Below are 15,080 nucleotides of genomic sequence, written 5' to 3'. Positions count from 1 at the left end.
ACCCTTCCGTGAAGTTCAGAGTCGATCGGGACGTCCTGGCCGAAGCCGTCACCTGGACAGCCCGCTCGTTGTCTCCGCGGCCGCCGGTCCCCGTCCTTTCCGGCCTGCTCCTGAAGGCCGAAGCGGGAACAGTCAGCCTCTCGAGCTTTGACTACGAAACATCCGCACGGCTGGAAATCGCCGCCGATATCAGGGACGAAGGAACCATCCTGGTTTCCGGCCGGCTGCTTGCGGACATCTGCCGCAGCCTCCCTTCGGCCCCGGTGGACGTTGAAACCGACGGCAACAAGGTCACACTCACCTGCCGTCGAAGCAGCTTCCACCTGGCCACCATGCCGGAAGCCGAGTACCCGCCGCTGCCTGCCCTTCCTGCCATCAGCGGCACCGTTCCCGGCGACGCTTTCGCGCAAGCTGTTTCCCAGGTGATCATCGCAGCCAGCAAGGACGACACCTTGCCCATCCTCACGGGCGTGCGGATGGAAATCGAGGATGACCTGATCACCCTCCTTGCCACCGACCGGTACAGGCTGGCCATGCGCGAAGTGCCGTGGAAGCCTGTGACTCCGGGAATCTCCACGAGCGCGCTGGTGAAGGCCAAAACCCTCAACGAAGTGGCCAAAACCCTCGGCAACAGCGGCGACATCAACCTTGCCCTCTCCGACGATGACAGCCGGCTGATCGGATTCGAAAGCGGCGGCCGCACCACTACGTCCCTGCTGGTGGATGGCGATTACCCGAAGATCCGGTCCCTGTTCCCGGAATCCACACCGATCCATGCCACGGTGCAAACCCAAGAGCTGGTGGAAGCCGTCCGCCGCGTCTCACTTGTCGCCGAACGCAACACTCCGGTCCGCCTGGCATTCAGCAGCGGACTGCTCAACCTTGATGCCGGGACCGGCGAGGACGCCCAGGCGTCGGAGGAGCTTGAAGCGCAGCTGTCCGGCGAGGACATCACGGTGGCCTTCAACCCGCACTACCTGATTGAGGGCCTCAGTGTCATCGAGACGAAATTCGTCCGGTTCTCGTTCACCACAGCACCCAAGCCCGCCATGATCACGGCGCAGGCAGATGCCGACGGCGAAGACCAGGATGATTACCGCTACCTGGTGATGCCTGTCCGCCTGCCCAACTAGTCCCCACCGCCGCCTTGCCTCGCAAGCTCGGCCAGGGAACCCGGGCGGCGTGGGTCCACCCATCGGCTCCCAGCCTTCACACACCAGCGCAGAAAAGAGTCTCACCGTGCACATTGGACTGATTGGCCTCGGCAAAATGGGTTTCAACATGCGTGAACGCCTGCGCAAGGGCGGCGTGGAGGTCACCGGCTACGACCGGAATCCCGATGTCACGGATGCCGCAAGCGTCGAAGACCTGATCGCCGCCGTCCCGGCGCCGAGGGTCATCTGGGTCATGGTCCCGGCCGGCCCCGTGACAGACGCCGTCATCACCGAATTGGCCGGCAAACTCGAGCCCGGCGACCTTGTGATCGACGGTGGAAACTCGCGGTTCACTGAAGACCAGAAACATGGTGAGGTGCTTGCCGCCAAGGGCATCCGGTTCGCCGACTGCGGGGTGTCCGGCGGGGTTTGGGGCCTGCAGAACGGCTACGGCCTGATGGCAGGCGGTGACGCCGGCGACATTGAACGCGCCATGCCGGTTTTTGATGCCCTGCGGCCTGAGGGCGACAGGGCTGACAGCTTTGTCCACGTTGGCGGAATCGGCGCCGGCCACTACGCCAAGATGGTCCACAACGGGATCGAATACGGCCTGATGCAGGCGTACGCCGAAGGGTACGAACTGCTTGCCGCGAAGGACATCGTCACGGACCTGCCGGGCACGTTCCGCGCCTGGCAAAAGGGAACCGTGGTCCGTTCCTGGCTGCTGGACCTCATGGTCAAAGCCTTGGATGAAGATCCAGGCCTGGAGTCCATCGACGACTACGTGGAGGATTCGGGTGAGGGCCGCTGGACAGTTGAAGAGGCCATCGCCAATGCGGTTCCGGCCCCGGCCATCACGGCCGCCCTGTTTGCCCGTTTTGCTTCCCGGGAGGACACGTCCCCCGCGATGAAGATGGTTTCTGCGCTGCGCCACCAGTTCGGTGGCCATGCAACCCGTCCCGCCAAGTAGCATCCACCAGGAGCCGCCACCGGTTCCAGAATTGCCGACCACCGCGTGTATCTTGAACATCTTTCCCTGACGGACTTCCGCAGCTACGCCCAGGTTGACCTCAGCCTCGGCCCGGGCGTTACCGTCCTGGTGGGGTACAACGGCATCGGCAAAACCAATCTGATGGAGGCCATCGGCTACCTGGCCACGCTCAGCTCCCACCGGGTCAGTTCCGATGGCCCCTTGCTCCGGTTCGGCACGGAGCGCGCCTTGGTCCGGGCCCGTTTGGTCCGCGGAGAGCAGACCACGGTGCTGGAGCTGGAAATCAATGCCGGCCGGGCCAACCGCGGCCGGATCAATCGCAGCAACCCGGTCCGTGCCCGCGACCTGCTGGGCATCTGCCAGACCGTCCTGTTCGCTCCCGAGGACCTGGCATTGGTCAAGGGGGATCCCGCCAACCGCCGGCGCTTCCTGGACGAACTGCTCGCCAGCCTCATTCCGCATCATGCAGCCACCCGCAGCGATTACGACCGCGTCCTGAAGCAACGCAACGCCCTGCTGAAATCAGCGCGGGCCGGACGGTTCACGACTGCCCATGAAGCCACCCTGGATGTTTGGGACCAGCACATGGCCCGTGCCGGAGCACAGCTGCTGCACGCACGGCTGGAACTGGTGGAACGGCTCCGCCCGCACCTCGCCCGCGCCTACGCCGAGCTGACGGATGCTTCCAAGCCCGCCGATGCCCTGTACCGTTCGACCCTCCAGAACCAGATGGACGACGACGGCGTCCCGGCCGCACATGCCCAGCGCACCACGGCCGGGGCTTCGTCCGCCGCGCAGGAGGACCTGCGCTTGCTCAGTGTCGAACAGCTGACGGAGCGCTACATCCAGGCTTTCGCGGAATCACGGAAGAAAGAACTGGAACGTGGCATCTCGCTCGTCGGCCCGCACCGCGACGAGCTGGAGCTCATCCTCGGACAGGCACCCGCGAAGGGATATGCCTCGCACGGGGAGACCTGGTCCATGTGCCTCTCCCTGCGGTTGGCGTCGTACTACGTCATGCTCGATGACGCCCGCACCGGCGGGTCCGCCCCCATCCTCATCCTGGACGACGTCTTTGCCGAACTCGATGTCCAGCGGCGGCGTAAACTGGCGGCTATAGTCTCCGGCGCGGAACAGGTCCTGGTGACCGCCGCCGTCGACGCCGATATTCCGGAAGAGCTGTCCGGACGGCGGGTGAAGGTCATCCCGGGAGGAATCGATGAGCAGTGACGAGGATGCCGGGCTGCAGCCCGGCCGCGAACCTGACCACATCGATGCCCCGCAAGCAGCACTGAACAGGATGCGGGAGGCGGCTGCCGCCCGCGGCGAAGTCCGCAGGAAGGCGCCCCGGCCCGGTTCGCAAAAAGCCAAGGGCAGTATCCGTGACACCCGGGGCTTCAGCCAGTTTCATGCCACCGGCCGGGACCCGCTCGGCCTGGGCAAAGTGGTTGGGCGGCTGGTTGCAGAACGCGGCTGGACCTCCCCGGTAGCGGTGGGTTCCGTCATGGCGGAGTGGGCCACCTTGGTGGGCCCGGAGATTTCAGCCCACTGCACACCCGAAAGCTTCACCGACACCACCCTGCACGTTCGGTGTGACTCCACGGCCTGGGCCACCCAGCTCAGGCTGCTGAGCACCAGCTTGCTGGAGAAATTCCGCCGGGAACTGGGCGACGGCGTGGTCACCAGGATCCAGGTCCTCGGCCCCACAGCGCCCAGCTGGCGCAAGGGTGGACGCAGTGTCAACGGGCGTGGTCCGCGGGACACCTACGGATAGCCGGGCCGCAGCTCTTGAAACTTCGCCCAAAGGCGTATAGAGGCCAGGAAGGGCCGCGGCGTGTATGGGCACCCGGAGGGCGTACCACCGGGCCGTCCTAGGCGGGGCCAAGAGCCTCGCACAGGCACATTCACCGTCCGCCCACGGCCTTGGAATGCGAGGATCTGGGCGTGTTCGCGGTAGAATTGACCGAGATAACTGGGCGCGGATGAAACGTTGACTTCAGTCCGTTCTCCGCGCGCGTCCCGCACGCAGAGCGCGGATCACCGACCGTCATCGAGTCACCGGCGCCATAAGTTTGTGCCTGTTGGCGGGTCACTTTTCCCTGCGAAAAGAAATCAGCCGGCCATCATCGAGAACAGAGGAGTCGCAGCGCCTGTGGCTAACGACAATACAGATATTCTGGCAGCAGATACAGCGGTCGAGGATGGCCGTACCCCTGACACCCCGGCTGCGTCTACCAGCCCAAGGGAGTACGGTGCCAGCGACATCACTGTCCTTGAAGGCCTCGAAGCTGTCCGCAAGCGCCCGGGCATGTATATCGGTTCCACGGGTCCCCGAGGACTCCACCACCTGGTCTATGAGGTGGTGGACAACTCCGTGGATGAGGCACTCGCCGGTTACTGCAGCCATATCGAAGTGGTCCTGCAGGCCGACGGCGGCGTCAAAGTTGTCGACGACGGCCGCGGAATCCCGGTGGACATGCACCCCACCGAGCACAAGCCCACCGTCGAGGTGGTAATGACCATCCTGCACGCCGGCGGCAAGTTCGGTGGCGGCGGCTACGCGGTCTCCGGCGGCCTGCACGGTGTGGGCATTTCCGTGGTCAACGCCCTCTCCAGCAGGGTGGACACCGAGGTACGGCGCCAGGGCCACGTCTGGCGGATGTCCTTCGCCGACGGAGGCAAGCCGCAAGGCAGCCTGGTCCAAGGTGAAGAGACCGATGCCACCGGCACCACCCAGACCTTCTATCCGGACCCGGCGATCTTTGAAACCACCGAGTTCGACTTCGAGACCCTCCGCGCCCGTTTCCAGCAGATGGCCTTCCTCAACAAGGGCCTGCGCATAACGTTGACGGATGAGCGTGCCGCCGAAGGTGATGAAGCCGACGGCGACCTCGACCTTGACGACCTCAGCACCGACGGCGAGATCAGCGCCGAACACCGCACCGTGGTGTACCAGTACGACGAAGGCCTGCTGGATTACGTCAAGCACCTGAACTCGGGCAAGAAGGTGGAGGTGGTCCACGAGGACGTCATCGCCTTCGAAACCGAGGACACCGAACGCCGGATTGCCCTGGAAATGGCGATGCAGTGGACCAGTGCCTACTCCGAGAGCGTGCACACCTACGCCAACACCATCAACACCCACGAGGGCGGCACCCACGAAGAAGGCTTCCGTGCCGCACTGACGTCCCTGATAAACCGGTACGCCCGGGAAAAGGGCATCATCAAGGAAAAGGACGACAACCTCACGGGCGACGACATCCGCGAGGGCCTCACCGCCGTCATTTCCGTCAAGCTGGCGGAGCCCCAGTTCGAAGGCCAGACCAAGACGAAGCTGGGCAACTCCGAGGTCAAGGGATTCGTCCAGCGCGTGGTCACCGACGGCCTGGGTGACTGGCTGGAGCGCAACCCTGGCCCCGCCCGTGACGTCATCCGCAAGGCCATTTCGGCGGCCCAGGCACGCATGGCCGCGCGGAAGGCCCGCGACAACGCCCGGCGCAAGAGCCCGCTGGAATCGTTCGGCATGCCGGGCAAGCTTTCCGACTGCTCCTCCAAAGACCCGGAAAAGTGCGAGGTCTACATCGTGGAGGGCGACTCCGCCGGCGGTTCCGCCAAGCGCGGCCGCAACCCCGAAACACAGGCCATCCTGCCCCTGCGCGGCAAGATCCTGAACGTGGAACGTGCCCGCCTGGACAAGGCCCTGGGCAACGCGGAGGTCCAGTCCATGATCACCGCGTTCGGCACCGGGATTGGCGAGGACTTCGACCTCGCCAAACTTCGGTACCACAAAATCGTCCTCATGGCCGATGCTGACGTCGACGGCCAGCACATCACCACCTTGCTGATGACCTTGCTGTTCCGCTACATGCGTCCCCTGATCGAGAACGGCTACGTCTACCTGGCACAACCGCCGCTGTACCGGATCAAATGGTCCAACGCGCCGCACGACTACGTGTACAGCGACCGCGAACGCGACGCCAAACTGGTAGCTGGCCAAGCGGCTGGACGCCGCATCCCGAAGGACAACGGCATCCAGCGCTACAAGGGCCTGGGCGAGATGGACTACACCGAACTCTGGGATACCACCATGGACCCTGACCACCGCACCCTGCTGCAGGTGACCATGGATGACGCCCTCGCCGCCGACCAGATCTTCTCCGTCCTTATGGGCGAAGACGTGGAGTCACGGCGCAACTTCATTCAGCAGAACGCCAAGGACGTCAGGTTCCTGGACATCTAAGGACCCGCTCCAAAGTATTCGGAACCAGACATATACCTGAAACGGAAAATAAAGAATGAGCGACGAAACCCCCGAGATTCCCGCCTCCGAGGCCGGAGAACCGGACACCGTTCTTGAAGGCGACGTGCTGATCGACCGCGTTGAACAGGTGGACCTGCAGACGGAAATGCAGCGTTCCTACCTGGACTACGCCATGGCCGTCATCGTAGGGCGCGCCCTCCCGGACGTCCGCGACGGCCTCAAGCCCGTCCACCGCCGCGTGCTCTACGCGATGTTCGACGGCGGATACCGCCCCGACCGTTCCTTCAACAAGTGCGCCCGCGTGGTGGGCGAAGTCATGGGCCAGTACCACCCGCATGGCGACACTGCCATCTACGATGCCCTGGTCCGGTTGATCCAGGACTGGACCATGCGCTATCCGCTGGCGCTCGGGCAGGGGAACTTCGGTTCACCAGGCAACGACGGTGCCGCCGCACCCCGGTACACCGAGACCAAAATGGCGCCCCTGGCCATGGAAATGGTCCGCGACATCGACGAGGAAACCGTCGATTTCCAGGACAACTACGACGGCAAGAACCAGGAACCCACCATCCTGCCCGCCAGGTTCCCCAACCTGCTGGTGAACGGATCCTCCGGCATTGCGGTCGGCATGGCCACCAACATCCCGCCGCACAACCTGCGGGAAGTGGCGGATGGGGTCCAGTGGTACCTGGCCAACCCCGGCGCCACCCGCGAGGAACTCCTCGAAGAACTGCTGCTGCGGGTCAAGGGCCCGGATTTCCCCACGGGTGCCACCATCCTGGGACACAAGGGCATCGAAGACGCCTACCGGACCGGCCGCGGTTCCGTCACCATGCGTGCAGTGGTCGCGGTGGAGGAACTCCAGGGACGCACCTGCCTCGTGGTCACGGAACTGCCGTACCAGGCCAACCCTGACAACCTGGCCATCAAGATCGCCGAATTGGTCAAGGACGGCAAGATCTCCGGCATCGCGGACCTCCGCGATGAAACCTCCGGCCGCACCGGCCAGCGCCTGGTGATCGTGTTGAAGCGCGACGCCGTTCCCAAGGTGGTGCTGAACAACCTCTACAAGCACACCGAGCTGCAGAGCAACTTCTCCGCCAACATGCTGGCCATCGTTGACGGCGTGCCCCGGACACTCAGCCTGGATGCCTTCATCCGGCACTGGGTGACGCACCAAATGGACGTCATTGCACGCCGAACCCGGTACCGCCTGCGCAAGGCCGAGGAGGAAGCCCATATCCTCCGTGCCCTGCTGAAGGCACTGGATATGCTCGACGAAGTCATCGCCCTGATTCGCGCCTCGAACACCACCGAAGCCGCACGCGACGGGTTGATGGAACTGCTTGATATCGACGAGCTGCAGGCCCGCGCCATCCTGGACATGCAGCTGCGCCGCCTCGCCGCCCTGGAACGCCAGAAGATCCAGGACCGGCACACCGAGCTCGAGGCCCTGATCGCCGAATACAACGCGATCCTGGCCTCCGAACAGCGCCAGCGCGAGATCATCAGCGTCGAGCTGGCCGAAATCGTGGACAAGCACGGCGACGACCGCCGCACCAAGATCCTCATGGGCTTCGATGGCGATATGTCCATGGAAGACCTGATCCCCGAAGAGGAAATGGTGGTCACCATCACCCGCGGCGGCTACGTCAAGCGCACGCGCAGTGACAACTACCGCTCACAACAGCGCGGCGGCAAAGGCATCAAGGGTGCCCAGCTTCGCGGCGACGACGTCGTGGAACACTTCTTCGTCACCACAACGCACCACTGGCTGCTCTTCTTCACCAACCTCGGCCGTGTATACCGTGCCAAGGCGTACGAGCTCATGGAAGCGGGCCGGGACGCCAAGGGCCAGCACGTTGCCAACCTGCTCGCATTCCAGCCTGACGAACACATTGCCCAGGTGCTGGACCTGAAGGACTACCAGCAGGCGCCGTACCTGGTGCTCGCCACCAAGCGGGGCCTGGTGAAGAAGACCAGGCTCGAGGACTACGACACCAACCGTTCCGCCGGCGTCATTGCGATCAACCTGCGCGACGGCGACGAACTGGTGTCGGCGCAGCTCGTCTCGGAAACAGACGACCTCTTCCTGGTCTCCCGCATGGGCCAGTCCATCCGCTTCACCGCTACGGACGACGCCCTGCGACCCATGGGCCGGGCAACCTCCGGCGTTACCGGGATGAAGTTCCGCGAGGACGACGAACTGCTGGCCGCCGACGTGGTGACTGACGGCTCGTTCGTCTTCATCGTGACGGAAGGCGGGTACGCCAAGCGCACGGCGGTGGAGGAATACCGCCTCCAGGGCCGTGGCGGTCTCGGCATCAAGGTAGGCAAATACCAGGAAGAACGCGGCCACCTCGTGGGAGCCCTCATCGTCCAGGAAGAGGATGAAGTCCTGGTGGTCATGGAGGGCGGCAAGGTGGTCCGGTCCTCCGTGGCCGGTGTTCCGGCCAAGGGTCGTGACACGATGGGCGTCATCTTCGCCAAGCCGGACAAGAATGACCGGATTATCGAGGTGGCGCGTAACAGCGAACGGGGCCTCGAGGACGATGAATCCGCTGAGGATGACGTAACGTTGGCTGAAGATGGCGGTCCCGCTGGGGATTCCGCCGAGCCAGCAATGGCAGAAGAATCACCGGCCGTTGAGTCAGAGGACGCCTCGGGCGACGCTGAGCCGAACGAAGACAACACGGAGGTAACGAGTGAGTAATTCCGACTCATTTCCCAAGCCGAACAGCACTGTTCCTGACGGGAACCGGCCTTCAGCGGCGCCCCGCGTGAACGCCCCCGTCCGTCCGCAGCAGCGACCGGCAGCGGCCGCAGGTGCCCCGGGCCAGCGTCCCGCGGTTCCGGGCCAGCGCCCGCAGCAGGGCGACCGCCCCGCGCAGCCCGGCCAGCGGCCCTTCCAGGGTCAGCCGGGCCAGCGCCCTGCAGCCTCCGGCCAGCGGCCGGCCCAGGGACAGGGTAATCCCGGCCTGGTGAAGCCCGCGCCGAAGGCAAAGGTACGGCGGGCCCGGCTGCTGATCAGCAAGGTGGACCCCTGGTCCGTACTGAAGATGGCATTCCTGCTCTCGGTGGCACTTGGCATCGTCACCGTGGTGGCAGCAATCGTCTTGTGGACGGTGCTGGACCTGACCGGAATCTTCGACCAGGTGGACAGCCTGCTGGGAACGCTCGCCGGCTCCGAAAGCGGCGGCTTCGAACTGAAGAAGGTGGCATCGCTGGGGCAGGTGGCCTCATTCGCCACCATCATCGCTGTGGTCAACGTTGTCCTGCTGACGGCGCTGTCCATGCTCTCCGCCGTCCTCTACAACATTTCCGCCACGCTGGTGGGTGGAATCGGCGTCACCTTGACGGACGATTAAGAACCCGGTTTCACCGGGGGTAATCCGGTGGAAATGCCCGATTTGAGATCGGGCCGGGATGTGCTGTAAAGTCATATCTCGGCCCGATGAGGCATCGGGGCGTATAGCTCAGGCGGTTAGAGCGCTTCGCTGATAACGAAGAGGTCCCAGGTTCAAGTCCTGGTACGCCCACGGAACCTGTGCAGGTTTCAAACGGAGGTTTGGTCCGGATACATCCGGTACCCGGCCGGAACGGGGAGCACGTGAAGAAGTTGCTGGTACTCGCAGCGGCAATCGCAGGCTTGCTGGTCTTCCGTAAAGCACAGGAATCCGAAGCCCGGAAAACAGTCTGGAGCAAGTCAACCGATACGGTTGACTAGCTTGGGCGCCAGGTACGGAAGCCGTCAAGGCCTCGCGGTTCCTGGGGTATGATGGACGGGTTGCTTCTTATGGGGGCATGGCGCAATTGGTAGCGCACCTGCTTTGCAAGCAGGGGGTTCGGGGTTCGAGTCCCCGTGCCTCCACCATAGGAAAGTCCCGGTCAGCGGAAACGCCGGCCGGGACTTTTTGTTCTCCTTTCCCTCCGGGGACGGCTCCAGGGGGTATCCATTGAACTTCTTCTTCGCGGCCCTGGGTGTCCTCGGCGTCGCCTCGTCAGGCCCCTTGATCGCCGCAACCCTGGGCGCCACGAGCGTCAGCGCCCTCGCCATTGCCTTTTGGCGCAACGCCATCGGTTCCGTGGTCATGGCTGCCCCCACGCTCATCCTGGAGCCCCGCAAGTTCGGCAGCATCACGGCCCGCGAGTTCCGCTGGTCCCTGCTGGCCGCCGTCGCCCTCGCCCTGCACTTCGCCTGCTTCATCACTTCGCTGCAACTGACCTCCGTCGCGGCCGCCACAGCCCTGGTGTGCCTGCAGTCCGGCTGGATTGCCGTCTTCCAGCTCGTCCGCGGAACCCGACACCGCTGGCAGGTCCTCGCTGGACTGGGGATTGCCTTCGGCGGTGTTGTCGCCATTACCGGCTTCGACCTGGGAACCTCTTCGCAGGCACTGACCGGAGACCTGCTGGCGATGGCCGGCGGCGCGCTGGCGGGGCTCTACACGCTGGCAGGCGGCAAGGCCCGGCAGAGCATGACCACGGGGACGTACACCACACTCTGCTACGGGATGTGCGCGGTACTCGTGGCGGTGCTGGCCCTGGCGGCCGGCCAGCCCCTGGCAGGGTTCGAGCCGGCAGGGTGGCTGGGTATCGCGGCCATCACCGTCTGCGCGCAGTTGGTGGGCCATACGGCGTTCAACCACCTGCTGGCCACCATGAGTCCCCTCATCGTCTCCATGATCATCCTGCTGGAAATTCCCGGGGCCGCACTTCTGGCCGCCGTCTTCCTGCACGAGACCCTTCCGGCTGGCACGTACGCCGGGCTGGGCCTCATCCTGGCGGGACTCGCCGTCGTTGTCCTGGGGCAACGGTCCGGAAGGGCAGGGAAGCGGCCACTGCCGCCCGGGGAGGAACCGCCGTCGGGCCGTCCGTTGGCGGAACTGGGAACGGACTGACAGGAAGCCTGCCGCCGCCGGGCCTTACTGTCCGCCGCGGCGGACGGGTTGGGCGGTGTTGACGGTGTGGATGGCCCGCAGGAGCTTTGCCGGGAAATACACCGAAAAGAAGACCACCATGGGGGCCTTCAATGCCATTTTGCGCACGTTGTGGGCTTTGTAGGTCCGATCGAAGCGGGTGACGTAGTAGCGGTAGTCCCGCGGAGAGTCCTCAAGCCGGCGCGCGGACATGCCGGACACCATCTGCGGCCAGTAGCGGACCGGCAGTTCATGGTCGGCAAGGTGCAGGGACAAATCGATGTCCTCGTGCATCTCGTCTTTCTCGTCCCGGCAGGTCTCGGCCCGAATGGTTTCCCAGGCACTGGCACGCAGGGCCATGTTGGAGCCGAACAGGAAGTGGTACTGGTGCTTGGCCAGCTTCAGCATGAGCTGGCGCATTTTGTCGTCCGCTTTGAGCCCAAAACGGCGCATGGGCATGTCGTAATACACCACCGGCCCCGTTGCGGCCTGGACGACGGGATCTGCAAAGGCCTTCTGGACCTGCTCCACCCAGTCGGGTTCGACGATGGAATCCGCGTCGATCCGCCCGAGGACATCCCCCGTGGCGTGGTCGAGCCCGAAGTTCCTGGTGGGGATCAGGCCCTGCTCCAGGTCCTGGCTGAGCAGGATAATGGGGCTTTCCGGGTATTCGAGCTGCATCTGGCTGACGATCGCGGCAGTGCGGTCGCTCGAGAGGTTGTCCACCACGATGATTTCGTGGGCGGGAACCGACTGGTAGATGGCAGCGATGAGGCACTGCCTGATAACGCTTTCCTCGTTGTACGCCGGGATAACGATGGACACGCGGAGCTGTTCGGCTGCGTCGTTCAAGGCATCCCCAGAGGATCGATCGGCTGACATCAGATCAAATCTAGCATCCGGGCCGTGTCCTGCCGCGGCGTGGCCCATGAGCTTCCGCGGGCACACAAGAGGGGCCCCGTTCAAAACGGAGCCCCTTGTGCGCGGCGAAGGACTAGGCCTCGGTGGTGCCCTTGACGTCGTTGCCGATGTTCGACGCGATGTTCTTGGTAGCCGTCTTGGCGTCAGTTGCGGCGGTGGGTGCTTCGTCGGCCGCGTCGTCGGCCACGTGCTTGGCCTTGTCAGCGGCGTCTGCAGCCTTGTCCTTGACCGCTTCGGCGGCGTCCGCTGCCTTGTCCGCGACGGCGGAGGCTGCCGAACCTGCGGCGTCTGCAGCCTTACCTGCGGCGTCAGCCACGTGTTCCTTGACCTCGCTGACGGTGGTGGCCGGCACCGGGGCAGGCGTGGGGGTAACCGGCGACGGAGTCTTCCAGGGGTCCTCCACGGGCTTGGAAGCCTTCCACGCAGCAACGCCCGCGGCCACTGCGGCGGCAATCACGCCAAAGACCAGCCAGCCGCGCTTCTTCTTGGGCTCGGGCTGGGACAGCTGGATACCGACGGTGCGGCCAGCCTCGGTTGCGGCGGCCTTGAGCTGCGTACCGGTGGCCTGTGCCTGTTCCTGGATGGCGTGCACAATTCCCGCGTCGCCAAGCTTCTGGGCGACGGCGTCGACGCGGGCAGGTGCGCCTTCAAGGGTGCGGTGAACGGCCTCCGAGGCCACGCCGATCTGGTCCGAGAGCTTGGGCAGGTAGTCCACCACCACGCGGTCCCGGGCGTTCAGGACCACCGGCGTTGCCTTGTCCAGGGCGTCGTGAAGCTTGGGTGATGCGTTTTCCACGACGTCGTTGATCTTCGGCGCCAACTGGGCCAGTCCGTCCTGGATCCTGGGAGTCACGGTGGCAACACCGTCAGCCAGGTTGTGAGCTGCGGTCTTCAGGCCTTCCTGGATTTTGGGAGATGCGGTATCCAGGCTGTGCTGGAGCCGTGGGACAGCCCAATCCACCGCTGCTTCCACCCGGGGGGCCGCCCAGTCCTTGGCATTTTCCACCGCACTGGTGACCGACTGCTCAAGGTCACGGGCAATACGATCCGATTTCTTCACAACTACCTCCCGATTAATGTGACGGTTCTGTCGCTAGCCTACGTGCCCGGACCACCCCGGGCTATTCACTCTGCGGATTTTAGGCCGATTTCACCCAGCGCGGAACTGCTGCCGCAGCCGTTGCCGCCCATAGGGGACATGGAAGAATGAGGCTTATGACTGCCATCGCAACTGCAAAAGCAACCATCCACACCAGCCTCGGCGACATCGTGGTTAACCTCTTCGGGAACCACGCGCCCAAGACGGTCAAGAACTTCGTTGGCCTTGCCACCGGCGAGCAGGCCTGGACCCACCCGGAAACCGGTGAGGACAAGACCGGCACTCCGCTGTACAACGGAACCATCTTCCACCGCATCATCAAGGACTTCATGGTTCAGGCCGGCGATCCCCTGGGCCGCGGAACCGGTGGCCCCGGCTACCGCTTCGATGACGAAATCCACCCGGAACTGAGCTTCAACCAGCCCTACAAGCTCGCCATGGCCAACGCCGGCATCCAGATGGGCAAAGGCACCAACGGTTCACAGTTCTTCATCACCACCATTCCCACGGACTGGCTGCAGGGCAAGCACACCATCTTCGGTGAGGTGGCGGACGAGGAGTCCAAGAAGGTCGTCGACGCTATAGAGGGTGTCCGCACCGGCATGGGTGACCGCCCCGTGGAGGATGTCACCATCAACAGCATCGACATCGAACAGCTTTAACACCACAGCATGAGTTACGGAATTCCGTCGGCTGAGCCGTCCGCGCAGGTTCCGGTGTGCCCCCGGCATCCGGACCGGCCCTCCTATGTGCGCTGCCAGCGTTGCGGACGCCCGGCGTGCCCGGACTGCCAGCGGGCGGCCGCCGTCGGATTCCAGTGCGTTGACTGCGTCAACGAAACCCGGCGGACGACGCCCGAAGTCCGGACGGTCTACGGCGGGGCCGTGGCCACCGGCAGGCCGATGGTGACGTTTGCCATCATTGCGGTCTGCGCGCTTCTCCAGGTCCTGCAGTTCGTCATTTCCAATGAAGGCGTCTACCGGGCCTTGGCCTTTGCCAACATCTACGCAGAACCGAAGTACAACGAGTTCGAACCATGGCGGATGCTCACTTCGGCATTCCTGCACTCGCCGGACAACCTCCTCCACATTCTGCTTAACATGTACACGCTGTGGATCTTCGGCCAGGCCCTGGAACCAATCCTGGGCCGCCTGCGGTTCCTTGCGCTGTTCGTTATTTCGGCCTTGGGCGGTTCCGTGGGGTACCTGCTGCTGACACCGCTTTATGTTCCCGGCCAGCAACTCTTCGGGGTGGTTGGGGCGTCCGGAGCGATCTTCGGCCTCTTCGGCGCCATGCTGCTGGTCCAGCGCCAGCGCGGAGGCGATACCCGCCAGCTGTGGGTCTTGATTGCCATCAACGGTGTCATCGGCTTCCTGGTCCCCCAAATCGCCTGGCAGGCCCACTTGGGCGGACTGGTCACCGGCGGGCTTTGTGCAGCCGTCCTCGCCTATACCCCGCGGGGACGCCGGCAGGGCCTCATCCAGGCCGCAGGGCTCGCCGCGGTGGTGGCCCTGCTTGTTGCCCTGACATGGTTGCGGGTCTCCCTGTAACTCCCCGCGGTCCAGAAGCACCCCTGAATGCCCGGCACCACAGGTGCCGGGCATTCGTCTTTTCCACAGGCCTTATCCACAGTGTTGGTAACTTACAGGGGTGTAGTTCAGGCGCCGTTTCCCGGACAGTGGCTAGCGATTTACTTCTCGGCCCCGGATATCCTCGATTTCTCCACACCTGTGGATAA

13 protein-coding genes and 2 tRNA genes are annotated in these 15,080 nt (G+C 64.3%); 13 read left to right on the top strand and 2 right to left on the bottom strand.

Annotation, left to right across the window (positions count from 1 at the left end; translation table 11 throughout):
- Positions 1-8 precede the first annotated feature (8 nt).
- From dnaN to C563_RS0114560, 11 genes are all read left to right on the top strand, one after another.
- Entirely contained in the window at positions 9-1,133 is a 1,125-nt protein-coding gene (dnaN, locus tag C563_RS0114610) for a DNA polymerase III subunit beta (RefSeq protein WP_018762813.1), read from the top strand.
- A gap of 106 nt (positions 1,134-1,239) precedes the next feature.
- Positions 1,240-2,124: a phosphogluconate dehydrogenase (NAD(+)-dependent, decarboxylating) gene (gene gnd, locus C563_RS0114605; RefSeq protein WP_018762812.1), complete on the top strand. Its 885-nt coding sequence runs from the start codon at positions 1,240-1,242 to the stop codon at positions 2,122-2,124.
- A gap of 45 nt (positions 2,125-2,169) precedes the next feature.
- Positions 2,170-3,375, top strand: coding sequence for a DNA replication/repair protein RecF (recF, locus tag C563_RS0114600; protein ID WP_018762811.1), 1,206 nt, complete (start codon positions 2,170-2,172; stop codon positions 3,373-3,375).
- Entirely contained in the window at positions 3,365-3,919 is a 555-nt protein-coding gene (locus C563_RS0114595) for a DUF721 domain-containing protein (protein WP_018762810.1), read from the top strand. Before recF ends, C563_RS0114595 begins: the two co-directional genes overlap by 11 nt.
- Before the next feature lie 378 nt (positions 3,920-4,297).
- A complete protein-coding gene (gene gyrB, locus C563_RS0114590; RefSeq protein WP_026264879.1) occupies positions 4,298-6,385 on the top strand; it encodes a DNA topoisomerase (ATP-hydrolyzing) subunit B in 2,088 nt (695 codons plus the stop codon).
- Positions 6,386-6,440: 55 nt separating this feature from the next.
- Positions 6,441-9,119, top strand: a complete 2,679-nt coding sequence (gyrA, locus tag C563_RS0114585) for a DNA gyrase subunit A (protein ID WP_018762808.1) — start codon at positions 6,441-6,443, stop codon at positions 9,117-9,119.
- Entirely contained in the window at positions 9,112-9,774 is a 663-nt protein-coding gene (locus tag C563_RS0114580; RefSeq protein WP_026264877.1) for a DUF3566 domain-containing protein, read from the top strand. Before gyrA ends, C563_RS0114580 begins: the two co-directional genes overlap by 8 nt.
- 97 nt (positions 9,775-9,871) lie before the next feature.
- Positions 9,872-9,945, top strand: a tRNA-Ile gene (locus C563_RS0114575).
- Positions 9,946-9,953: 8 nt separating this feature from the next.
- Positions 9,954-10,133 (top strand): DLW-39 family protein, encoded by a 180-nt coding sequence (locus tag C563_RS22820; RefSeq protein WP_018762806.1) that lies wholly within the window; start codon positions 9,954-9,956, stop codon positions 10,131-10,133.
- A gap of 71 nt (positions 10,134-10,204) precedes the next feature.
- Positions 10,205-10,280, top strand: a tRNA-Ala gene (locus C563_RS0114565).
- 82 nt (positions 10,281-10,362) lie between these two features.
- Positions 10,363-11,304, top strand: coding sequence for a DMT family transporter (locus tag C563_RS0114560; RefSeq protein WP_026264875.1), 942 nt, complete (start codon positions 10,363-10,365; stop codon positions 11,302-11,304).
- A 24-nt stretch (positions 11,305-11,328) separates the two neighbouring features.
- Here C563_RS0114560 and C563_RS0114555 read toward each other — a convergent pair whose 3' ends face one another.
- Both C563_RS0114555 and C563_RS0114550 read right to left on the bottom strand, forming a co-directional pair.
- Positions 11,329-12,204, bottom strand: a complete 876-nt coding sequence (locus C563_RS0114555) for a glycosyltransferase (RefSeq protein ID WP_026264874.1) — start codon at positions 12,202-12,204, stop codon at positions 11,329-11,331.
- 112 nt (positions 12,205-12,316) lie between these two features.
- Positions 12,317-13,303, bottom strand: a complete 987-nt coding sequence (locus C563_RS0114550) for a hypothetical protein (protein WP_018762803.1) — start codon at positions 13,301-13,303, stop codon at positions 12,317-12,319.
- Between the two features lie 155 nt (positions 13,304-13,458).
- On the opposite strand from C563_RS0114550, the gene C563_RS0114545 reads away from it, so the two are divergent.
- Positions 13,459-14,004, top strand: a complete 546-nt coding sequence (locus tag C563_RS0114545; RefSeq protein WP_018762802.1) for a peptidylprolyl isomerase — start codon at positions 13,459-13,461, stop codon at positions 14,002-14,004.
- Between the two features lie 9 nt (positions 14,005-14,013).
- Entirely contained in the window at positions 14,014-14,892 is an 879-nt protein-coding gene (locus C563_RS0114540; RefSeq protein WP_026264872.1) for a rhomboid family intramembrane serine protease, read from the top strand.
- The last annotated feature ends 188 nt before the right edge of the window (positions 14,893-15,080 follow it).

Source organism: Arthrobacter sp. 135MFCol5.1, from assembly GCF_000374865.1.
In the GTDB taxonomy this organism is placed as follows: domain Bacteria; phylum Actinomycetota; class Actinomycetes; order Actinomycetales; family Micrococcaceae; genus Arthrobacter.
Note: the sequence above shows the minus strand (reverse complement) of the source record. Positions and strands in the feature narration are given on the sequence as shown.